This is a genomic window from Cupriavidus sp. FW305-3-2-15-C-LB2, assembly GCF_058787575.1.
This window is the reverse complement of sequence record NZ_JBYSZW010000010.1, coordinates 39,720-61,647: the sequence shown is the minus strand read 5'-3', so window position 1 is coordinate 61,647 and position 21,928 is coordinate 39,720. Positions and strand designations below refer to the sequence as shown.

General features: G+C 68.0%; 19 protein-coding genes. 16 read left to right on the top strand and 3 right to left on the bottom strand.

Annotation, left to right across the window (positions count from 1 at the left end; all coding sequences use genetic code 11):
- Window positions 1-7: 7 nt before the first annotated feature.
- Window positions 8-1,852 carry an NAD(P)/FAD-dependent oxidoreductase gene (locus AC3WRR_RS10105; RefSeq protein ID WP_492296844.1) on the top strand — a complete coding sequence of 615 codons (1,845 nt, stop codon included), beginning with the start codon at window positions 8-10 and terminating at the stop codon, window positions 1,850-1,852.
- A 7-nt stretch (window positions 1,853-1,859) separates the two neighbouring features.
- Here AC3WRR_RS10105 and yihG read toward each other — a convergent pair whose 3' ends face one another.
- The gene (gene yihG / locus AC3WRR_RS10100; protein WP_492296879.1) at window positions 1,860-2,762 is read right to left on the bottom strand and encodes a 1-acylglycerol-3-phosphate O-acyltransferase, YihG family; all 903 of its coding nucleotides are present in this window, start codon (window positions 2,760-2,762) and stop codon (window positions 1,860-1,862) included.
- A gap of 468 nt (window positions 2,763-3,230) precedes the next feature.
- Window positions 3,231-3,497: a hypothetical protein gene (locus AC3WRR_RS10095; protein WP_010811556.1), complete on the bottom strand. Its 267-nt coding sequence runs from the start codon at window positions 3,495-3,497 to the stop codon at window positions 3,231-3,233.
- 143 nt (window positions 3,498-3,640) lie between these two features.
- Here AC3WRR_RS10095 and AC3WRR_RS10090 point away from each other — a divergent pair, with 143 nt between their 5' ends.
- Complete coding sequence (locus AC3WRR_RS10090) at window positions 3,641-4,474, top strand: autotransporter family protein (protein WP_010811557.1); 834 nt, start codon at window positions 3,641-3,643, stop codon at window positions 4,472-4,474.
- Window positions 4,475-4,498: 24 nt separating this feature from the next.
- Here the strand turns inward: AC3WRR_RS10090 and AC3WRR_RS10085 are convergent, their stop codons facing one another.
- A complete protein-coding gene (locus tag AC3WRR_RS10085; RefSeq protein WP_037023789.1) occupies window positions 4,499-5,455 on the bottom strand; it encodes a SphA family protein in 957 nt (318 codons plus the stop codon).
- Between the two features lie 302 nt (window positions 5,456-5,757).
- On the opposite strand from AC3WRR_RS10085, the gene AC3WRR_RS10080 reads away from it, so the two are divergent.
- The 14 genes from AC3WRR_RS10080 (at window position 5,758) to AC3WRR_RS10015 (ending at window position 21,915) form a co-directional block, all read left to right on the top strand.
- Complete coding sequence (locus tag AC3WRR_RS10080; RefSeq protein ID WP_231881396.1) at window positions 5,758-6,081, top strand: hypothetical protein; 324 nt, start codon at window positions 5,758-5,760, stop codon at window positions 6,079-6,081.
- Entirely contained in the window at window positions 6,018-6,554 is a 537-nt protein-coding gene (locus AC3WRR_RS10075) for a hypothetical protein (protein WP_234788157.1), read from the top strand. Before AC3WRR_RS10080 ends, AC3WRR_RS10075 begins: the two co-directional genes overlap by 64 nt.
- 30 nt (window positions 6,555-6,584) lie before the next feature.
- Window positions 6,585-7,748: a BamA/TamA family outer membrane protein gene (locus AC3WRR_RS10070; RefSeq protein ID WP_010811560.1), complete on the top strand. Its 1,164-nt coding sequence runs from the start codon at window positions 6,585-6,587 to the stop codon at window positions 7,746-7,748.
- 69 nt (window positions 7,749-7,817) lie between these two features.
- Window positions 7,818-8,213 carry a hypothetical protein gene (locus AC3WRR_RS10065; RefSeq protein ID WP_037023794.1) on the top strand — a complete coding sequence of 132 codons (396 nt, stop codon included), beginning with the start codon at window positions 7,818-7,820 and terminating at the stop codon, window positions 8,211-8,213.
- A 147-nt stretch (window positions 8,214-8,360) separates the two neighbouring features.
- Window positions 8,361-9,605 carry a formylglycine-generating enzyme family protein gene (locus AC3WRR_RS10060; RefSeq protein ID WP_011615175.1) on the top strand — a complete coding sequence of 415 codons (1,245 nt, stop codon included), beginning with the start codon at window positions 8,361-8,363 and terminating at the stop codon, window positions 9,603-9,605.
- A gap of 64 nt (window positions 9,606-9,669) precedes the next feature.
- Window positions 9,670-10,746: an HAD family hydrolase gene (locus AC3WRR_RS10055; protein WP_011615176.1), complete on the top strand. Its 1,077-nt coding sequence runs from the start codon at window positions 9,670-9,672 to the stop codon at window positions 10,744-10,746.
- Between the two features lie 70 nt (window positions 10,747-10,816).
- Entirely contained in the window at window positions 10,817-12,574 is a 1,758-nt protein-coding gene (locus AC3WRR_RS10050) for an arylsulfatase (RefSeq protein ID WP_011615177.1), read from the top strand.
- 93 nt (window positions 12,575-12,667) lie between these two features.
- Complete coding sequence (locus AC3WRR_RS10045; RefSeq protein ID WP_492296840.1) at window positions 12,668-15,313, top strand: fused MFS/spermidine synthase; 2,646 nt, start codon at window positions 12,668-12,670, stop codon at window positions 15,311-15,313.
- Window positions 15,310-16,284: an AAA family ATPase gene (locus tag AC3WRR_RS10040; protein ID WP_010811566.1), complete on the top strand. Its 975-nt coding sequence runs from the start codon at window positions 15,310-15,312 to the stop codon at window positions 16,282-16,284. The genes AC3WRR_RS10045 and AC3WRR_RS10040 overlap by 4 nt, the downstream gene beginning before the upstream one ends.
- Window positions 16,285-16,304: 20 nt before the next feature.
- The gene (locus AC3WRR_RS10035) at window positions 16,305-17,327 is read left to right on the top strand and encodes a DUF58 domain-containing protein (protein WP_010811567.1); all 1,023 of its coding nucleotides are present in this window, start codon (window positions 16,305-16,307) and stop codon (window positions 17,325-17,327) included.
- On the top strand, window positions 17,324-17,863 hold the full coding sequence (locus AC3WRR_RS10030) for a DUF4381 domain-containing protein (protein WP_010811568.1): 540 nt from the start codon (window positions 17,324-17,326) through the stop codon (window positions 17,861-17,863). The genes AC3WRR_RS10035 and AC3WRR_RS10030 overlap by 4 nt, the downstream gene beginning before the upstream one ends.
- Window positions 17,850-18,887 (top strand): vWA domain-containing protein, encoded by a 1,038-nt coding sequence (locus AC3WRR_RS10025; protein ID WP_492296839.1) that lies wholly within the window; start codon window positions 17,850-17,852, stop codon window positions 18,885-18,887. Before AC3WRR_RS10030 ends, AC3WRR_RS10025 begins: the two co-directional genes overlap by 14 nt.
- Window positions 18,887-20,530 (top strand): VWA domain-containing protein, encoded by a 1,644-nt coding sequence (locus tag AC3WRR_RS10020; RefSeq protein ID WP_492296837.1) that lies wholly within the window; start codon window positions 18,887-18,889, stop codon window positions 20,528-20,530. The genes AC3WRR_RS10025 and AC3WRR_RS10020 overlap by 1 nt, the downstream gene beginning before the upstream one ends.
- A complete protein-coding gene (locus tag AC3WRR_RS10015) occupies window positions 20,527-21,915 on the top strand; it encodes a BatD family protein (RefSeq protein ID WP_492296835.1) in 1,389 nt (462 codons plus the stop codon). Before AC3WRR_RS10020 ends, AC3WRR_RS10015 begins: the two co-directional genes overlap by 4 nt.
- The last annotated feature ends 13 nt before the right edge of the window (window positions 21,916-21,928 follow it).

Sequence of the window (21,928 nt, the reverse complement as noted above, 5' to 3'; positions counted from 1 at the left end):
GCACCCGATGACGATTACGCGCAGAGACTTCCTCAACGGCACCGCCCTGACCATTGCCGCCGGCCTTGCGCCGGTGCAGTTGCTGCACGCGCAGCAGGGCGGGGCAGGCGTGGCGTATCCGCCCGCGCTGACCGGTCTGCGCGGCAACCATGCCGGCACCTACACGCTGGCGCACAGCCTGGCGCGCGAGGGCGCGAAATACCCGGTCGTGCTGGCGCGCGAGGCTTTCGACCTGGTGGTGGTCGGCGGCGGCCTGAGCGGCCTGGCGGCGGCGTGGTTCTACCGGCGCCGTTTCGGCGCCAACCGGCGCATCCTGATCCTGGACAACCACGACGACTTCGGCGGTCATGCCAAGCGCAACGAGTTCACGGTGCGCGGCAAGCGGCTGGTGACCTATGGCGGCAGTGCGGAAATGCCGGCAGGCGCTGCCAGCGACGCCGCGGTGCGCGAACTGCTGGCGGGGATCGGGCTCGATGCCACGCGCCCGCCTGGCACTGTGCCTGCGGATCCCTATGGCGCGCTCGGCATGGGCCGCGCCGTGTTCTTCGATGCCGAGCATTTCGGGCGCGACCAGTGGGTGGCTGGCGATCCGTTCGGCGAGCTGATCGATGTTCGCAGCGGGCAGCAGGCCGGTGCCCCGGACGCGGCTGCCCTGTCGCGCTTCCTGGACAACACGCCTTTGCCTGTGGCGGACCGCGCCGCGCTGGCGCGGCTGGCCGCCGGCACCACCGATTACCTGCCGGCGCTGTCCGGCACCGAGCGCGCGGCTGCGCTGCGCTCCATGCGTTACGCCAGCTTCCTGCGTGACAAGGCCGGCATCGGCCTGGCCGGGCAGCGCTTCCTGCGCAGCCGCAGCAACGATGCCTATGCGCTCGATGCCGATGGGATTTCGGTTGCCGACGCCATCGCCATCGGCCTGCCTGCAGGCGCCAACATGCCCGCGCCGGCGGGCAATGTGCGGCTTGGCAAGTCGCCGGCATCGCGCCTGTGGTTTCCGGATGGCAATGCCTCGCTGGCACGGCTGCTGGTGCAGAGCCTGATCCCGGGCGTGGCGTCGATCGCCCGGCCGGCCGATGTGGTGTCGGCCGCGTTCGACTACAGCCGGCTGGACCGCGACGGGCAGCCGGTGCGCCTGCGCCTGAACAGCACCGCGATCGCGGTCGAGCCCGACGGCAATATCACGCGCGTGACCTACGGGTTCAGCGGCAACCTGCATCGCGTCGAGGCGCGCCACGTGGTGCTGGCCGGCTACAACATGATGATCCCGTACCTGCTGCCGTCGCTGCCGGCCAAGCAGAAAGAGGTGCTGCACAACGAGGCCAAGGCGCCGCTGGTCTACACCAAGGTGGCGCTCGACCACTGGCAGGCGTTCGCCGCGCTGCGCACGCGCCGCATCCACGCGCCGGCCATGGCCTATACCGACCTGTGGCTGGAACCGCCGGCGGGCAGGCAGCCCTCCGATCCGGCCGTGCTGCACATGCTCTATGTGCCGACCGTGCCTGACAGCGGCATGCAGGCGCGCGACCGCTTCCGCGCGGGCCGCGCCTTGCTGCTGGGCACGCCGTTCGACACGCTGGAGCGCGACATCCGCGCGCAGCTTGACCGCATGCTCGGGCACAAGGGCTTTGCTTCGAAGGACGTGATCCGCGGCATCACCGTCAACCGCTGGGCGCATGGCTACAGCTATATGCCCGACAGCCTGGCCGCTGAGAACGTGACGCCCGACGCGGTGTGGCCCGGGCTGGCCGGCGTCGGCAATATCAGCATCGCCAACAGCGACAATGCCGGCAGCCCTTCGCTGACCGCGGCGGTGGGACAGGGGAAGCGGGCAGTCGAGCGGCTGCCCGGGTAGCAGGGCTTCAGCCTTCGCGCGGCGGCGTCAGCGCATCGATCTCGGCGTCCTTGGCTTCCCACTGGCGTGCCAGCCAGTTGTGGAATTCCGTGCGGAAGGCCTTGTCGCTGCCGTAGTCGGCCTCGCAGAAGGCCGGCGGCACCGGCAACTGCCGCATGCGCACCAGCACCGGGCCGGCGCGTCCGCAGGCCAGGTCCCAGAAGCCTGGCGCGCCTTCCGGGTACACGATGGTGACGTCGAGCAGGGAGCGGAACTTGTTGCCCATCGCATTCAGCGCCACCGCCAGCCCGCCGGCCTTGGGCTTGAGCAGATGGCGGTACGGTGAGTCCTGGGCCGCGCGCTTGGCCTCGGTGAAGCGGGTACCTTCGGCAAACACCATCACGCTGGTCGGCACCAGCGAAAACTTCGCGCAGGCGCGCTTGGCCGTTTCCTGGTCCTGGCGCCGCAACGCCGGATTGCGCCGCAGCTGCGCCTTGCCGTGTCGCTTCATGAACGGAAAGTCCAGCGCCCACCACGCCAGCCCGATAACCGGCACATAGATCAGCTGCTGCTTCAGGAAAAACTTCAGCAGCGGGATGCGCCGGTTCAGCGAGCGCTGCAGCACGAAGATATCGGCCCACGACTGGTGGTTGCAGTTGACCAGGTACCAGTCGGCATAGCGCAGTCCCTCATTGCCCTGGACGTCCCACGGCTCATGCTGGATCCACGCGAACCAGCCGGTGTTGCCGGAGATCCAGGCGGTGGCGATGCCGTTGAGCATCGGATCGATGCGCCGCCTGGCGGGGGCAAACGGCAGCACCAGCTTGAGCAGCGCGAGCGGAAACAGCAGCGCGCACCAGAACAGCGTGCTGGCAATCAGAAGCGTCCAGCTCAGGATACCAGTCAGCCACGCGAAACGGCCCCGCGGCACAAGAGCCGGGCGGCGTGCAGCCACGGAGGGGGGCGGGGGCTTGGGTTGGCCCGCATCAGCGGCGACGGGCGGAGGAGAGGGCAGTGTGGTCATGGGCGCCAGTGTGCAGGCTTGTAATGGATCGGGGCTTGAGCCTGATCAACGCGGACGTTGGTGCGTGGATCCCTCAAGTTGACGCTGCTACCCCGTTCGGGTTACCGCAGCAGGCTTAATACAGCCTACCAAATGTTTCACTGGTGCGCAGATTGCCGGTTCCCGAGAATGCAACAAAAATCCTACAAAGGAGATCACTGTGCGAGTTCCGGGACCAGGCATGCAGCACGGTGCCATCATCAAGCGGCGACGCAACCACGCCCTGCGGCCGATTGCCGCGCTGATCGCTTACTGGCTTGCGCCGGCCGGAACCATGGCCCTGGCAACGCTCGAAGTCCGCGCACAGACCGCCTGCGGCACGATTGCCAGCGGCACTTATACGGCACTGTCCTGTACGCCTGCATCGGGCAACGCCGAGATGGAGACCGTGTCAGGCACCACCTTCAATACGAACACAGGCGCGAGCCTGCGCGCGCTCGCGAGGGGGGCGAATGCCTCGGTGACCCTGACCGGGACCACCATCACGAATACCACCGCCACGGCTGCCAGTGGCGTGGCGTCACAAGTCATCACCAACCCGGGCGATGCCAGCGTGACGTTCAATGGCGGCACCAGCGCCATCACGATGCAAGGGGCCGGCATGGACGGTGTTGCCGTCACCAACAGCACGGCCGGCGGGTCGGCTATCACCGTCAATGCGGGCACGACGCTGAACCTCAACAACCTGGTTGGCGGCAACGAGCGCGACGGGTTCGATATCAATGCCACCGGGGGCGGCAACGCCAGTGCAGGACAAGCCGCGCAGCGGCTGGCTGCGCGCAGTGGGCAAGTGGGAGGGCAGCCGCAGCAAGGACGGCAACTTCCGCACCCGCACCGACAGCTTCCTGCTGCACGGCGGTGCCGAGCTGGCCAGGTGGCGTGTTGCCAGCGAGACCGACCGCCTGCATGTCGGCGTAACGGGCAGCTATGGCAACGCCAGCACCGACGCGGATGCCGCCGGCAACCCCACGCGGGCCAGGGGCAAAGTGGAAGGGTGGGCTGCGGGTGTCTACGGCGCCTGGTACCAGAACGACGAGAACAAGCTGGGCGCCTATGTCGATGCCTGGTTCCAGTATGGCTGGTTCACCAACCGCGTTGAAGGCGACCAGTTGCCGACGGTGCGATACCACGCGCAGGGACTAGGGCTGTCGGGGGAAGTCGGCTATGCCATCCCACTGCCGCGCGACTGGGTGATCGAGCCGCAGGCGCAGCTCATCTATGTCAACTACAGCGAGGACGACATTGCCGAGCCCAACGGCACGCGCGTCAGCGGGGCGGATTCCAGCGGGATCATCGCGCGGCTGGGCGTACGCACGCATCGGACCTTCGTGCGCGAGGACGGCCGCAAACTGCAGCCGTATGCGACGGTGAACTGGTGGTATTCCGATACCGACACCAATATCTCGTTCAACCAGTTGCCGATCGGCGGGCTGTATCCGCATAACCGCTTCGAACTGAAGCTGGGGCTGAACGCCGATCTCGGCAAGCGCTGGACCGGCTGGACCAATGTGTCGGGTTCCTGGGGCCAGCAATCCTTTTACCAGTACGCGCTGAGGGCAGGGGTGAAGTACACGTGGTGAGCGGGCTCACCGCGCGCGCGGCCATCAGAACACGACAGTCGCTGTCCCCATGAACGTGTTCGTGCTCTTCAGGCGGTTCTTGCCGGCAACGGTCGGCACCCAGCGCAAGCCCAGCGACAGCAGGCTCTTCGCGCCGATCTTGGTGTCGTAGGTGACGATCGGGCCCACCGCCCAGTCATGGCCGCGGAAGCCGTTCAGGCGGTCGGCCAGCGGGCCGCTGTCGTCGCCGAGCTGCTGCGTCGTGCCCGCGATCAACCCGAGGCCCGCGCCGTTGGCAAAGCGCTTGAGCAGCATGGTGTCGAGCGTGAACAGCGGTGCGTTCTGGTAGTCGGTGGCGTTGTTGCGGGTGTAGAACTGGACCCCGGCGACGGCATCGAACTCGAGCCCGTGTTCGGGGAACAGCTTGGTGTAGGCCACTTGCGGAATAAACGTCCAGTTGTTCAGGCTGGCGTTGGCCAGTGCGTTGGGATCGTACTTGCCGGTCGGCGCCCACACATTCAGGCTCAGAGCCACATGCTCGGTCTTTGAGAAATGGTAGCCCGCGATGATCGGCGCGAAGGTGATGTCGAACAGGTTCGATGCAGTGTCCTGGGTGCTGGCGCCCCGGCCGCCGGCGCTGATGTTGGCCGTGACCTTGGTCCAGACATAGGGCAGCGTGAAGCTGGAGGCAAAGTTCCAGGGGCCGGTATCGGTGTCCCATACCTTCATCACCGTTGCCAGGGTGAACGCGACCTTGCCGTCCACGCCCAGCGCCGTCTTGCCTGCGATGGGCACGTTTCGGCTGCCGCCGATCGAGCCATCCAGGTAGATCTCGCCGACATTCACGATGAGCGCGGGTTCCGGCGACACGATCCCTACATTGGGGAGCACGCTGGTGCCGGTCACGGGTCGCCCCAGGGCGCCTTCAGTCGCGTTCGCACCTGCACAGGCAAAGAGGAAGGAAGCAGCAATGGCCAGCCGGTTTGCGATGGTCGTTGACATATTCAAGGAACAAGGAATGCAAGGCCGGCCAGGCGCTTGCCGGAATGCCGGCCTCTGGCGCATGCCTGCCCGCGCCAGCTATAGTGAAATTACACAGTAAGGCAATGCCCCACCCTCATATTTTTGTGACATTGCATACTACCAGCAAAGACCCCTGTCACTGCCAGCGCGCAAGCCGACGAAAATCTTCATCACGGCATCGCAAATATTTACTTCACAGGCCTTGAGGCGGTCTGCGATGATGGAAGCGCCGATATTCAATCGGCGGGCGTTACCAATTTCATTCAGGGCAACGATTCCAAATGAATTCAGTCATGCAGGGATTAAGGCTTGCTGCGGGCAGCGTGGCAGCAACATTGCCGGCGCTTGCCTGTGCGGCAGGGCCCTCGACGGATGACATGAATGCGTCAAATAATCCGCTGAGCCCGACCATTACCCTGAATCTGCAGGACCAGTACGTGGGACGCTATTACGGACTCGGCGACGAGGACGGAAACAGCGTCCTGCTGCGCGGCACCATTCCGCACAAGCTGTTCGGGTTGCCGCAGATCGTCGGTTCACGATGCCCGTCGTCACCACGCCGAATGTCGCGCCGGATGGCAGCAAGACCGGACTGGGCGACCTGAACCTGTTCAACCTGGTGTTGCTCAAGGGCCTGGGCATGGAATGGGGCATTGGCCCCCAACTCACCATTCCCACGGCATCGCGCGACCAGACCGGCACCGGGAAATGGCAGGCCGGCCTGGCCGGCGTGGGTATTTCCCCGCAGAAATGGGGCATGATCGGCGGGCTCGTGACCTGGCAGCATTCATTTGCCGGGGAAAGCGACCGGCCCACCCAGGACAACCTGACCGCGCAGCCGTTCGTGATCTATAACCTGCCGCAAGGCAGGTACCTGCGCAGCACCGCAACCTGGAATTTCGACCTCAAGCGTGGGAATTACTACATCCCCCTCGGTATCGGCGCGGGCAAGATCTGGAAAATCGGCAAGGAAATCTGCAACCTGTTTGCCGAGCCGCAATGGACGGTGGGGCACGAGGGAGTCGGGGTGCCCAAATTCCAGGTGTTCATGGGCTTGAATATCCAGTTCCCGCTGTAGCCATAAGCAGGGACCTTTCATAACTTGCTGATGACCCGCTCCCAGGCAAGCCAGCGCATTGCATCGCCGCTAAGCGCACTGGCCTTGCTCTGGTGCGACGCCGCCTTCGGCCAGGCTGAAGCGCCGGCTGAAAAGAAACCGCTGTCGTTCTTCGATCCTGAGGACGGCAAGCTGGACATGAGCGACTTCCTGCTCAATCACAAGGGCGCGCTGCCGGTGCCGGTCGTTATCACGGAACCAGCCGTTGGCTACGGCGGCGGGCTGGGGCTGATGTTCTTCTCGGAATCCATGGCGGATGCGGCGGCCAGCGCCAAGGCCAGTGGAAAGGGGCCCGCACCGCCGAACATTACAGCCATCGGCGGTGCGTATACGGAAAACGGCACCTGGGGCGCAGGCGTGGCGCACTTCCACACGTGGGACGGCGACCGCTACCGTTATCTTGGGGGCATCGCCAAGGTCAATGCAAACCTGGACTACTTCGGCTTGCTGAACCAGCCCCGTGCCTACGAACTCAGAGGCGTGGCATTGGTGCAGCAACTGCTCGTGCGGGTTGCCGATACGCGTTGGTACGTGGGGCCGCGCTACGTGTATTTCGATTCGACCGCGACCTTCAAGGTTGGCGATGCGGGTGAACTCGGCAGCTTCGACAAGACCCAGCGCATCGGCAAGGCCGGGTTGGTGGTCGACTACGACTCGCGCGACAACATCTTCTATCCCAGCCGCGGCAGCTATGCCGAGCTGGAGGCGCAGTTCGCGCGCGGCGGCTTCGGCAGCACGCAGTCATTCAATATGTATAACGCGCGCGGCTTCACCTGGCTGCCGCTGGCGCGCACCGTGATCCTGGGGCTGCGCGCCGATACGCGCTTTTCCACCGGCGACGTGCCGTTCTACGCGCAGCCGTTCGTGGACCTGCGCGGGGTACAGAAGGGGCGTTACCAGGACCGCAATGCGCTGGCGGCAGAAATGGAGCTGCGCTGGGACGTGACGCCGCGCTGGTCGCTGCTGGGCTTCACCGGCTTGGGCAAGGCATATGGGCGCTGGCATGATTTTTCCGATGCATCGACCATCTACAGCGTAGGCGCGGGCTTTCGCTACATGATTGCGCGCAAACTGGGGGTGTCGATCGGTCTCGATGTGGCCCACAGCAAGGGCCAGAACGCCTTCTATATCCAGGTGGGGAGCGCATGGCACTGAGTTGCGAGGTCCGCTCGATGTGCCGGTAGGCTGTCCGGGCGCCCACGCGCCCAACCTGCTCGCTACGCTATGGCAATCAAGAAGGTCAAGGACAGGCGGGGCATGATGGCCAGGCTGTCCGCCTCCGATGAGACGTCCAGCCGGAACTACCTGCGCGAAGCGGTGCTGCTGTGCGAAACGCATCTGGCCGGGCTGCCGGATGTCTCCAAGCCTTACTTCGGCGGGCACTTCGTCTGGCAAAACCGCGTTCACTACTATGTGGCAGGCCAGGAGAACGGCGGCCGCAGCCGCTTGATCGAGGTGTTCGTGATCGACGCTGGCGAAAACCTGGAGCCGCTGCACGCCTTTCAGTATCCGCCACCGCTGGCAGCGCTGTTTCCGGCGGACTACGGCATCCTCAATGAGGGTGAGGAAGATCCGGCGGCCCTGACGAAGATGGTGCCAAGGGCAGATAGCGAGCGATGAGCAGGGCGCCAGTGGCAGTGCGCGCAAGAAAAACTTAATTCACTTGGCCCCCGAACGAGAAAAAGCTGACTTCTGATAACCGTAGCCATCTGAGATCATGGTTTGCGCTGAATCAGCATGATTTTTGTATACAAAGAGGCGGAGTGAATGAGCGGACGACGTAAAGGCAGCAATCCCGGCGCGGGCGCGGGGCGTTCCGGCTCGGTTGCGCTTGCCGCGGGACGGCGCAGCGGGCAGAGGGCACTGATCCTGGTGCTGCTGGGTCTCGGGGTCGCAGCAGGCCTCGGCGCCAGCTACTGGTACATGAAGGGGCGGACGCCAACGGCGCCCGCCATCGTCATCGGCGATGGCAAGCGCGGACCCGCTGGCATGGTGCGCGTGCCCGGCGGTGAGTTCCTGATGGGCAGCGACAGCAAGATGGCGCAGCCCAACGAAAAGCCGGCCCACAAGGTGCGCGTGCACGCCTTCTGGATGGACCAGCACCACGTCACCAACGCGGAATTCCGCAAGTTCGTCGAAGCCACGGGCTACGTCTCGACCGCGGAACGGGCACCTGACTGGGAAACCCTGCGGGTCCAGCTGCCGCCCGGCACGCCGCGCCCGCCCGACAGCGCCATGGTGGCCGGCGGCATGGTCTTCGTGGGCACGCCGCGGCCGGTGCCGCTGCAGGACTACTCGCGCTGGTGGCGTTATGTGCCCGGTGCCGACTGGCGCCATCCGACCGGTCCTGGCAGCTCGATCGAAGGCAAGGACAACCACCCGGTGGTCCAGGTCTCGTATGAAGACGCGCAGGCCTACGCCAAGTGGGCCGGCAAGCGCCTGCCCACCGAGGCGGAATGGGAGTTTGCCGCGCGCGGCGGGCTGGAGCAGGCCACCTATGCCTGGGGCGAGCAGTTCGCCCCCGACGGCAAGCAGATGGCCAATGTCTGGCAGGGCCAGCAGAACCAGCCGTTCCCGGTGGTCAGCCCCAAGGCGGGCGGGGCGCTCGGCACCAGCCCGGTTGGCACTTTCCCGCCCAACGGCTATGGCCTGGCCGACATGACCGGCAATGCCTGGCAGTGGGTGTCCGACTGGTATCGGGCCGACCAGTTCCGGCGCGAGGCCGGCAAGGCCCAGCCGATCGAAAACCCGGTCGGCCCGATGGCCTCGTGGGATCCGGCCGAGCCCGGCGTCCCGGTGAATGCGCCCAAGCGCGTCACGCGCGGCGGCTCCTTCCTCTGCAACGAGGATTTCTGCCTCAGTTACCGCCCCAGCGCGCGGCGCGGGACCGACCCGTACAACAGCATGTCGCACCTCGGTTTCCGGCTGGTGATGGACGAGGGCCGCTGGGCGGAACGGCAACGGCAGGCGCCGGTGGCCTTGGCTGGCCAGTCCGGGCAGGCGGCTCGATAGCGCTGCGCCCGCGCGAACCAAAGCACAACGACGAGCACGACAGCACGCGACAGGAGTGAACCATATGGACATCGCTGCCACCCGCGGATTCCTAGCCAGCCCCTCGCGCAGGGCCATTGCCGCGCTGGTGCTGGCCGGCCTTGCGCTTGCGGGCTGTTCGACGCCCGCCACGGCGCCCGAGTCTCAGGCCGCCGTCACCCAGGCGGCGCAGCCGGCCGCGCAGGCTTTGGCGTCGTGGCGCGACGGTGCGGCACGGCAGGCACTGCTGAAGTTTGTTGCCGACGTGACGCGCAAGGGCTCGCCGACATTCGTGCCGCCCGAGGAGCGCGTCGCAGTGTTCGACAACGACGGCACGCTGTGGAGCGAGCAGCCGCTGTACTTCCAGTTCTTCTTCCTGCTCGACCAGATCCGCGCCGCCGCGCCGCAACACCCGGAGTGGCGCAACAACCCCGCCTTCAAGGCGCTGATGGCCAACGACATGGAGGGCCTGATGCGCAACGAGAAGCAGCTGGCCGGCCTGGTCGTCACGGCCAACAGCGGCATGACCACGGACGAGTATGACCGCACCATCCGCGACTGGCTGGCGAAATCGCGGCATCCCAGGTTCAACCGGCCCTATACCGAGCTGGTCTATCAACCGCAGCTGGAACTGCTGTCCTACCTGCGCGCCAACGGCTTCAAGACCTACATCGTCTCCGGCGGCACCATCGAGTTCATGCGCCCCTGGAGCCAGGCTGTCTATGGCATTCCGCCCGAGCAGGTGATCGGCTCCTCGCAGGCCGTGCGCTACCTGGTGCGCGACGGCAAGCCGGTGCTGGTGCGCGACCCCAAGCTGGAATTCGTGGATGACGGGCCGGGCAAGCCGGTCGGCATCTACCGCCATATCGGCCGCCGGCCGATCCTCGCCGTGGGCAACTCCGACGGCGACCTGCAGATGCTGGAGTACACCACCGGCGGCGACGGTCCGCGCATGGGCGTGCTGGTGCATCACGACGATGCCGAGCGCGAGTTCGCCTATGACCGCCAGTCAAAGGTGGGCAAGCTCGACAAGGCACTGGACGCTGCCCGCGCCAAGGGCTGGACGGTGGTCAGCATGAAGCAGGACTGGCAGCAGGTTTACCCCACGGCTGGTGCGAAGTAGGCAGAAGAGGGAGCCGGCATGCCAGGCGTGCCGGACGCAGGTTGAAGCTGTTTGACTATCGGGAGCAGCAATGCAACGAATGACAGAGTCCACCCCGGCAAGGCGCGGCGCGCGCTTTGCCATGGCCGCAATGGCGATCGCCATCGCGGCGATCGCCGGCTGCAAGAAGGCAGACGAGCCCAAACAGCAGGCGCCTGCCGCGCAGCAGCCGGCGACCCCGGCCCCGGCTGCGGCGGCGCCGGACACGTCCGCGACGCCGGCACAGCCGCCGGCGCAGTCCAACCTGCCGGTTGCACCTGAAGCCGCTTCCGCGCCAGTGGCTGTCAATACGTCGGGCAAGAAGCCCAACATCCTGGTGATCTTCGGCGACGACATCGGCCAGACCAACATCAGCGCCTACAGCATGGGCGTGGTGGGCCATCGCACGCCGAACATCGACCGCATCGCCCGTGAGGGGATGATCTTCACCGACTACTACGCCGAGAACAGCTGCACGGCGGGCCGCTCGTCGTTCATCACGGGCCAGTCGCCGCTGCGCACCGGCCTGTCGAAGGTAGGCGCGCCGGGGGCGACCGTGGGCTTGCAAGCCCGCGATGTGACCATTGCCGAGGCCCTCAAGCCGCTCGGCTACGCCACCGGCCAGTTCGGCAAGAACCACCTGGGCGACCGCGACGAGTACCTGCCGACCAAGCACGGTTTCGACGAATTCTACGGCAACCTCTATCACCTGAATGCCGAAGAAGAACCGCAGCGCCCGTACTGGCCGAAGGACAAGAACGATCCATTCGTGAAGAACTTCTCGCCGCGTGGCGTGCTGCACTCCACGGCCGACGGCAAGATCGAGGATACCGGTGCACTGACTACCAAGCGCATGGAGACCATCGACGACGAGACCACCGACGCGGCGCAGAAGTTCATTACCAAGCAGGTCCAGGCCGACAAGCCGTTCTTTGTCTGGATGAACACAACCCGCATGCACGCGTTCACCCATGTGCGTCCGTCCATGCAGGGCCAGAGCGGCATGCCCGGCAACGATTACGCCGACGGCATGATCGAGCACGACGGCGACGTCGGCAAGCTGCTCAAGACGCTCGATGACCTGAAGATCGCGGACAACACCATCGTCATCTACACCACCGACAACGGCCCCAACCAGTGGTCCTGGCCTGATGCGGCAAGCACGCCGTTCCGCAGCGAGAAAAACACCAACTGGGAAGGCGCGTTCCGCGTACCGGCGATGATCCGCTGGCCGGGCAAGATCAAGGCGGGCACCGTCAGCAACGAGATGTTCTCCGGGCTTGACTGGTTCCCGACGCTGCTGGCTGCCGTTGGCGACGGCGATATCAAGGAGCGGCTGCTAAAGGGTACGTCGCTTGGCAGCAAGAACGCCAAGGTACACCTCGACGGCTACAACCAGTTGGCGTACCTGACGGGGCAGACCAACAAGGGCGCGCGCAAGGAGTTCTATTACTTCAACGACGACGGCGTGCTCGTGGCGATGCGCTATGACGACTGGAAGGTCGTCTTCTGCGAGCAGACTACACCGGGCGGGTTCCAGGTCTGGCAGGATCCGTTCAAGTGCCTGCGGGTGCCGAAGATCTTCAACCTGCGCATGGATCCGTATGAACGCGCAGACATCGTTTCTGACCAGTACAACGACTGGCTGGGCAAGAACGCGTACCTGACCGAGATCGGGACGATGAAGGCTGCGGCGTTCCTCCAGACCTTCGTCAACTACCCGCCGAGCCAGCGCCCGGCCAGCTTCAGCATCGACCAGGTGCGCGAGCAGGTCGACAAGAAGATTGAAGAATCGATGAAGAAGAAGTAATGCAGTCAGTCATCAGCGCCGTCCGCCTGTGACGGCAGTTGAAACCGGCGAAGGCCCGCGTACGCGCGGGCCTTCGCGCCAACGGTCCAGTTCATGATCGAATCTCATGCCGCCCCGGGCGGCAATGGTGGCAAGGACGGGCGCCGGGCGCGCTCCGTGAAGACCGAATATTCCGCATCCGCCTTGGCGCTGCGGGGCAACACGGCCGACCAGACGTGGCTTTGGGCGGCCGTGTTGCTGTTCATATCCGGCACGGCCGGACTGGTTTACCAGATCGTCTGGATCCGCCAGCTGTCGCTGGTGGTTGGCGTCGACGTGCACGCGGTCACCACCGCGGTCAGCGCCTTTTTTGGCGGGCTGGCCCTGGGCGGCTGGCTGTTCGGCCGCGTGGCCGACCGCCACGGCAATCCGCTGCGCCTGTATGCGTGGCTCGAAATCGGCGTCCTGGTGCTGGGCATCGGCGCCACCGTGGCGCTGGCGCATGCGGCAGCGCCGTTCGCCTGGCTGGAGCAGCGCACCGGATGGCTGGCGTGGGCCTTGCCCTTTGTGCTGGTGATCCTGCCTGCAGCCGCCATGGGCGGCACCTTGCCGGTGCTGATGCGCGTGCTGACGCCAGGCGCCGGCCGTGTGGGCGTGCATGGCGGGCGGCTGTATGCCGCCAATACGGCCGGCGCCATCGCCGGCACGCTGCTGGCTGGATTCGTGCTGGTGCCGCTGCTGGGCATCCTGGGCAGTGCGGTCACGGCAGGCATGCTCAATGGCGCCGCGGCGCTGGTGGCCTGGCTGCTGGCTGCGCGCACGCAAGCTGCGGCCGAACCGGTTGCCGCCACTGCCGGGCAAGGCGCCGCTGCCGGCGGCGATGCCGCCAACGGCCGGCTGGCGCTGGTGCTGTATGCCGCTGCCGGCGGCATTGCCCTCGGCTACGAAGTGGTCTGGTCGCAGGCCATCGTGCAGTTCCTCAGCACGCGTACCTTCGCCTTTACCGTGGTGTTGGCAACGTACCTTGCCGGCCTGGCTATCGGCAGCGCGCTGGCTGCGCGCCATGCCGACCGGGTGCGCGACCCCTGGGGCGCCTTCGGCCTGCTGGTGACGGGGGCGGGGCTGGTGGCGTTGCTTGAATTCGTGCTGCTGGGCGAATGGCTGCTGCGGGCGCAGGGCAGCCTGTCCGCCTGGGTGCAGGGGCTGACGTCCAGCCCGCTGGTGGCGGCCTGTGCCAGCTTTGCGCTGGCGGCGCTGTCGGTCGTGTTCGTGCCCACGCTGTTGCTGGGCGCGGCGTTCCCCTTCGTGCTCCGCGTGAGCGTCGATAGCCGGCACGTCGGCGCCGGCGTGGGCAGCGTGGTGGCGCTCAATACTCTGGGCGGCATCGCCGGCACGGCGCTGGCCGGCTTTGTGCTGGTGCCATACCTGGGGCTGGTGCATACGCTGTCTCTGCTGGCAGTGAGCGCTGGCGTGGTCGGCGTGGTGGCGGTGGCGCTGGGTAGTGGTGTGCGCCGCGTAGCGCGCTGGGCGGTGCCGATGGTCAGTGTGCTGGCCGTGATCGCCGCCGCGCTGGCGCCTGCGGACCGGCTCGCCACGCTGCTGGCGCGCGCCCGCGGCGGCGACCTGGTGTTCTACGAGGAGGGCCGCGGCGCGACCGTGGCCGTGGTGGAGCAGACCTCGTCCAGCAACCGCTTCCGACGCCTGTATATCCAGGGCGTCTCCAATTCGGGCGATGCCATGACCTCGCAGCGCTATATGCGGCTGCAGGCGCTGCTGCCGTTGATCGTGCACAACGGCACGCCCAAATCCACCCTGGTCATCGGCCTTGGCACCGGTATCACGGCCGGCGCCACGCTGGCCTGGCCTGGCCTTGAACACCGCGTGGTGGCGGAACTGCTGCCGCCGGTGGCGCGCGCCGTGCCCAACTTCGAGGGCAATTTCGGCGTGGCCACCGACAAGCGCATGGACATCCGCCTGCGCGACGGCCGGCGTGAACTGCTGCAAAGCACGCAGCAGTACGACCTGATCACCCTGGAGCCGCCGCCTCCGTCGGCGGCTGGCGTGGTCAACCTGTATTCGACCGATTTCTACCGCCTCGCGGCAGCGCGGCTGCAACCCGGCGGGCTGGTGGCGCAGTGGCTGCCGCTGCCGACGCAGAACGACGAAGACACCCGCATGCTGGTGCGCAGCTTCCTGGACGTGTTCCCGCACGCCATGCTGTGGACCACCGAGCTGCACGAGATGATGCTGGTGGGTTCGCTGTCGCCGCTGGCGCTGGATGCCGCGCGCATCCGCACGCGCTTTGAACAGCCGGGAGTTGCTGCCGCGCTGCAGGCCGTGGGCGTGCGCTCGCCGGCGGCGCTGATGGCGACCTGGGTCACCGACCGCGCCGGCCTGGACTGGTATGCGGCCGATGCGCCGGCCGTCACCGATGACCGCCCGCGCATCGAATACGCCGGCTGGGTCCGCCGCGACGCCTTCCCGGAAACCTTGTCCAGGCTGCTGTCGCTGCAAAGCGAACCCCCGCTGGCGGGCGCCGATGACGCATTCTGGCGCGACTTGCGCCGCGAGCGCGAAGTGCTGCACACCTTCTACCGCGCCGGCCTCGATGCCTACCGCGGCGACCGCGAAGCCTGGGCCAGCCATATCACGCAGGCCATGCGCGCCGATCCCGACAATCCCTACTACGCCTGGTTCGTCGGCGGCCAGTCAGCTCGCCCCGCCCGCCGCGCACCTGCTGAACCAAGGAACACGCCATGAGCGCACGCGACGACGTCCTGGCCCTGCAGCAGCGCATGGGCGAATCGATTGTGGGGCAGCAGCGCATGATCGAACGCTTGCTGCTTGGCCTGTTGGCCGATGGCCACCTGCTGGTGGAAGGGTTGCCGGGGCTGGCCAAGACGCGGGCCATCAAGATGCTGGCGCGCAACCTGGATGCGCGGCTGTCGCGGATCCAGTTCACGCCGGACCTGCTGCCCGCCGACATCACGGGTTCAGAGGTGTACTTCACCGAAGGCGGCAAGGGCGAGTTCCGATTCCAGGCCGGCCCGGTGTTCGCCAACCTGGTGCTGGCGGACGAGGTCAACCGCTCGCCGGCCAAGGTGCAGGCGGCTCTGCTGGAAGCCATGGAGGAGCGCCAGGTCACCGTCGGCGGCACCACCCACAAGCTGGAGCCGCTGTTCCTGGTGATGGCCACGCAGAACCCGATCGAGCAGGAGGGCACCTATCCGCTGCCCGAGGCCCAGATGGATCGCTTCCTGATGCATGTCAGCGTGGGCTATCCCGAGGCGGACGCCGAGGCCGACATCGTCAAGCTGGCCCGCGAGGAAGAGGCCGGCGGCGGGGCGGGGGGCGGGGCGCAGGCAGTGCGGCTGGCTCCCGAAGCGATCTTCGCCGCGCGGGCGGAGATCCATGGCATCCATGTCAGCGATGCGGTGGAGCGCTACATCGTGACGCTGGTGCAAGCCACGCGCGCCCCCAAGCCCGTGGACGACGACCTCGACAAGTGGATCCAGATCGGCGTGAGCCCGCGCGGCTCGATCGGGCTGGACAAGGTGGCGCGCGCGCACGCCTGGCTGCATGGGCGCGATTTCGTCACGCCCGAGGATGTGCAGGCGGTGGTGCACGACGTGTTCCGCCACCGGCTGATCCTGTCGTACGAGGCGCATGCGGCCGGCATCGGTGCCGATGCCGCAATCGACCGCCTGGTGCAGCGGGTGGCGGTGGCTTGACGGCGCGCGAGGGCTAGCCGATGCGTCTGCCGTTCCGTGCCATGGCCCGCGCCGCGCCATCTGCGGTGCAGGCGCCGGCTGCCGCGACCGTTGCCGGCGTCAGCGTGGACGCGGCGGCGCTGGCCGCGCTGGAAGTGGCCGCGCGCGACTTCCACTTCCTGCCGCGCCAGCCGGTGCACAGCGTGCTGGCCGGCCGCCACGCCTCCAAGGTGCGCGGACGCGGACTGACCTTCGAGGAACTGCGCCTGTACCTGCCCGGCGACGATATCCGCAGCATGGACTGGCGCGTGACCGCGCGCACCGGCAAGCCGCACGTGCGCGTCTACACCGAGGAAAAGGACCGTCCCGTGCTGCTGGTGGTGGACCAGCGCATCAATATGTTCTTCGGCAGCCGGCGCGCGATGAAGTCGGTCAGCGCGGCCGAGGCGGCAGCGCTGGCCGCCTGGCGCGTGCTGGCCGAAGGCGACCGCGTCGGCGGCGTGGTGTTCGGCGATGCGAAGGCCGAGGAGTTCACCCCGCGCCGCAGCCGCGAAGCCGTGCAGCAGCTGCTGGGCGCCATCGCGCGCTTCAACCAGGCCTTGCGCGCCGATGCGCCGGCGCGGCGCGCCGCGGGGCAGCTGAACGCGGCGCTGGAGCGCGCCGCGCGCATGGCGCGCCATGACTGCCTGGTTATCGTCATCAGCGATTTCGACGGCCATGACGATCGCACCCGCGACCTGATGCTGGAAATGGCGGCGCGCAACGACGTGCTGACCATCCTGGTCCACGATCCCTTCCTGAGCGAGTTGCCGGAGTCCGGCCAACTGGTGGTCAGCGACGGCGAACTGCAGGTGGAGCTGGGCTTCGGCCACGCGGCCACGCGGCGCAGCATTGCGGAGTTTGTCGATACGCACGCCAAGGCGCTGCTGGACTGGCACCACGCCATCGGCGTGCCGCTGCTGCCGCTGTCGGCGGCAGAGGAAACGGCGCTGCAGCTGCGCCGGCTGCTGGGCCGCCCGCTGCAGCAGACGCCGGTGCGGCAACGCGCAGGAGCGGCGCGATGAGCCTCACGCACAGCACCGCAGCGGGCGTCGAAGACAGCACGGGCGTGGCTACGCTGGCCACCCTTGCCGACGTAGCCGTGCCGCCGCCCCCATCCTGGGCGCCGCAGACCATCGGCTGGCCGATCGCCGGCGCCTTGCTGCTGCTGGCCCTGGCCTGGGCAGGCTGGCGCGCGTGGCGGCGCTACCGCGCCAACCGCTACCGGCGCGAGGCGCTGGCCGAACTGGCAGGACTGCCGCTGGGCGCTGACCCCGCGCACCGCGTCGCCGCGCTGCGGCAGATGGCGGCGCTGCTCAAGCGCACGGCGCTGGCCGCGTGGCCGCGCGCCCAGGTTGCCAGCCTGGCCGGCGCCGGCTGGGCCGAATTCCTGCAGGCACACGCCGGGCGCGCACAAGACGCCGCGCCGCTGCTGGCTGCGCTGGTGCAGGACGCCGAATACCGCGACGACGCGGTGCTGGCGCAATGGCCCGAGACGCAGGTGCAGGCGGTGGCCGGCGCGTGCCGGCGCTGGATCGCGGAGCACCATGTACCAGTTTGAATACCCCTGGCTCTTCGTGCTGCTGTCGCTGCCGTTGCTGCTGTGGTGGTGGCTGCCGCCGTACCGCGAGGAAAGCCCGTCGGTGCGCCTGCCGTTCTTTGGCGAGGTGGCCAGCGCCGCCGGCCTGACCCCGGCCACCGGGGCCGTGGTGTCGCGCCGCAACCGGCTGCAATGGGTGCTGGCGCCGCTGGCGTGGGCGCTGGTGGTGACGGCGCTGGCGCGGCCGCAGTTCCTGGAGGCACCGATCCAGAAGGTGCAGCCGGCGCGCGACCTGCTGATCGCGCTGGACCTGTCGCAGTCGATGGACACACGCGACTTCCGCGACCCGTCCGGCGCGCTGATCCCGCGCGTGCAGGCGGTGCGGCAGGTGGTGAGCGGTTTTGTCGCCAGGCGCCCGGGCGACCGCATCGGCCTGATCGTGTTTGGCGACGCGCCGTACCCGCTGGCACCGTTCACGCTGGATCACCAGTTGGTGCAGACGCTGATCACCGGCCTGCTGCCGGGCATGGCCGGGCCGAGCACGGCGCTGGGCGATGCCATCGGGCTCGGCATCAAGATGTTCGAGCACAGCGAAGCGCCCGAGAAAGTGCTGATCGTGCTGACCGACGGCAACGACACCGCCAGCCGGATGCCGCCCGAGCGCGCGGGGGGGATCGCCAAGGAGCGCAAGGTGGTGGTACATGCCATCGGCATCGGCGATCCCAATGCTTCGGGCGAGGAGAAGGTCGATCTCGGCGTACTGCAGCGGCTGGCCGCGCAGACCGGGGGGCGCTACTTCTTCGGCGCCGACCAGGCCGGGCTGGAGACCATCTACGCGACGCTGGACCGGATCACGCCGCACAACCAGAAGACCTTGTCATGGCGGCCGCGGCGCGAGCTGTTCATGTGGCCGCTGGGGGCGGCGCTGGCGCTGGTGCTGGCGTACCAGTTGCTGATGTTCGGCTACTCGGCGTGGTTGTCGCGCCGGCGTGGCACGGCCAAAGGAGCTGACGAGATCGCGAATGCCGCCGGGGAGGGGCGCTGATGCAGGCCCTCGACACGCTTGCGCACTTCCATTTCCTGCGCCCGTGGTGGCTGCTGGTGCTGGTGCCGGCCGCGCTGCTGGTGTGGGCGGTGCAGCGCCGCGGCGATGTGCGGCGGCGCTGGCGCCAGACCATCGCGCCGCACCTGCTCGACGCGCTGGTGATCGGCGAACGCCGCCGCGTGGCGCTGCGCCCGGTGCACCTGACCGCGCTGCTGCTGGCACTCGGCGCCATCGCGCTGGCAGGGCCGAGCTGGCGGCAGGAGCGCCCGCCGTTCCTGGATGACAAGGCACCGCTGGCGATCGCCGTGGACCTGTCGCCCACCATGGACGCGGTGGACGTCACGCCCACGCGGCTGGAGCGCGCCAAGCTCAAGATCAAGGCGCTGCTGGCGCGCCGCGACGGCGGCCGCACTGCGATCTATGCCTATGCCGGCTCCACCCACCTGGTGCTGCCGCTGACGGACGACACCAACCTGCTGCAGACCTTTGTCGATGCGCTGCAGACCCGCATCATGCCGGTGCCGGGGCGCGACATGGCACAGGCGCTGCGCATCATTGACGCCGACCTGGCGCGTGAGCCGGTGCCCGGCACCATCCTGTTCCTGACCGACGGCGTGGACCCCGCCGCCGCCAGGGCCTTCCGCGCACAGGCGGACAGCGGCCGCAGCCAGCCGGTGGTGCTGGTCATCGGCACGGAACAGGACGGGCCGCTGCGCAATGCAGCGGGCGGCTATGTCGAACAGGACGGCGCACGTGTGTTCGCGCGGCTGGATGTGGCGGCGTTCAAGCGCTTCGGCGACGACAGCGGCACACCGCTCGCCACCTTCACGCCCGGCAGCGACGACGACGTGGCGTGGGTGCAGCGCCATGTGCAGTCGCACCTCGAACAGATGCAGGCTGGCGACCGCACGCGCTGGAAGGATGAAGGCTGGTGGCTGGTGCTGCCGGTCACGCTGCTGGCCATGCTGTGGTTCCGCAAGGGCTGGACCGTGCGCTGGACCGCCGGCCTGCTGCTGGCGCTGGCGTTCGCTGCGCCGCAACCGGGCTTGCGCGCACAGCAGGCCGATGCCGCGCGCCCGTGGCGCTTTGCCGACCTGTGGCTGACGCATGACCAGCAAGGCCGCCGCGCCTTCGAGCAGGGCGACTTCGCGCGCGCCGCGACGCTGTTCGACGATGCGATGTGGCGCGGCGTCGCCCAGTATCGCGCTGGCCAGTACGCGCAGGCGGTGCAGAGCTTCGCGCTGGTCGATTCACCGCAGGCCGACTACAACCAGGGCAATGCGCTGGCGCGGCAGGGCCAGTACCAGCAAGCCGCCGCGCGCTACCGGCAGGCGCTCAGGCGCCAGCCGCAATGGCCGGCGGCCACGGCCAACCTGGCGCTGATGGAAAAGCTGCTGGCGCAGCAGAAGCCAAAAGACAAGCCAGACCCCGACGACCAGGAAGAGCCCCCCGACGTGCCGCCGGATGAAATCAAGTACGACGCCGCGAAGCCGCCGGAGCAGGGCGGCCAGTCCATGCATATCGGCCTGACGCAGGACGCCGAGATGTGGATGCGCGCGATCCAGACCACGCCGACCGACCTGTTGCAGCGCAAGTTCGCGCTGCAGCGCGGGCAGGCCGCACCGCAGCAGGGGCAGCGATGAGCGGCCGCGCCGTGTGTCAGCGCGGGTGGCTGCGGCGGCTTGCGCCGCTGGTCATCTTGCTGATGGCGGCGTTGCTGCTGCCCTTGCTCGCGCGTGCCGCCGAGCCCATCGTGCGCGTGGAAGTGGGCGCGAAGCAGCCGGTGCTGGTCGGCCAGCAGATCAGCATCGACGTCACTATCCTGGCGCCCAACTTCTTCATGTCGGCGCCGGCCTTCCCGGTGCTTCAGGTGCCGGGCGCCGTCGTCACCATGCCTGACCAGCGCGCGTTGAACTCGACCGAAATCATCGATGGGGTTGGCTACGCCGGCATCCGCAAGACCTATGCCTTTACCGCCGAGCAGGATGGCGACTTCGAGCTGCCATCCGCGACCGTGCGCTTCATTTATGCGGGCGACGACGGCGCGCCGCGCGAGGGCAGCGTGACCTTCCCGCCCACGCGGATCCGCGCGGGAGCCGGCGGCGCGGTGAAGGCCGGCGCCGGAACCGGACGGCCCTTGCTGCCGGTGGCCCGGCTCACCGTGACACAGGCGCTGGATCACGCCTCCGACGAAGGCACCGTGCGGCTGCGCGCGGGCGATGCCCTGGTGCGCACCGTCACCACCTTTGCGCCGCAGACCCAGGCCATGATGATCCATCCGCCGCACGCCGCGGCGCCGCGCGGGGTGCGTGTCTTCAGCGCCGATGCGCGGCTGTCCGATCACGCCCAGGACGCGCCCGGGCCGGGCGGCACGCGCGTGGATGCCATCACCTACGTGTTCGAGCGGACCGGTACCTACACGCTGCCGGCGGTGACAGTGGATTGGGTCGATCCGGCCACACGCAAGCCGGCAAAGTCCGAAGCGCCCGCGATCAGGGTGGTAGTGGCTGCCGCGCGCGCGGGCAGCGCGCTGGCCCCGGGCGGTCCGTCTGCCGGCGCGCTGCCGGGCGAGGGCGGCTTGCCCTGGCGGACATTGCTGTGGGGGGCAGTGGGGCTGGTGGCTGTGCTGGCAGCCGGGCTGTCGTGGTGGCGTATGCGGCCGGCGCTGGCCCGGCTGCGCCAGCGGCTGGCCGAGCGCAAGCGCGCCCGCGCCGAAGGTGCCGACGCGCAGCTGGAAGCAACGCTGCAAGCCTGCCAGGCAGGCAGTGCCGCTGCCGCCAGCCAGGCGCTGGGGGCATGGACGCGCGCCGCCCACGGCACCACCCCCGCAGTGTGGGCAGAGTCGGTCGGCGATGCCGCCCTTGCCGATGCCGTGACCGACCTGCAACGCCATCTCTACGGCGCGATGCCGGCCCAGGCCGCCTGGAATGGCACCCCGTTGGCCCAGGGCCTGCGCCGCCATACTGCCAGGGCGCCGGTGCGACGGCACCGGCAAGCCATGCCCGCACTGCCTCCGCTCAATCCCTGACAATCAAGTCCCC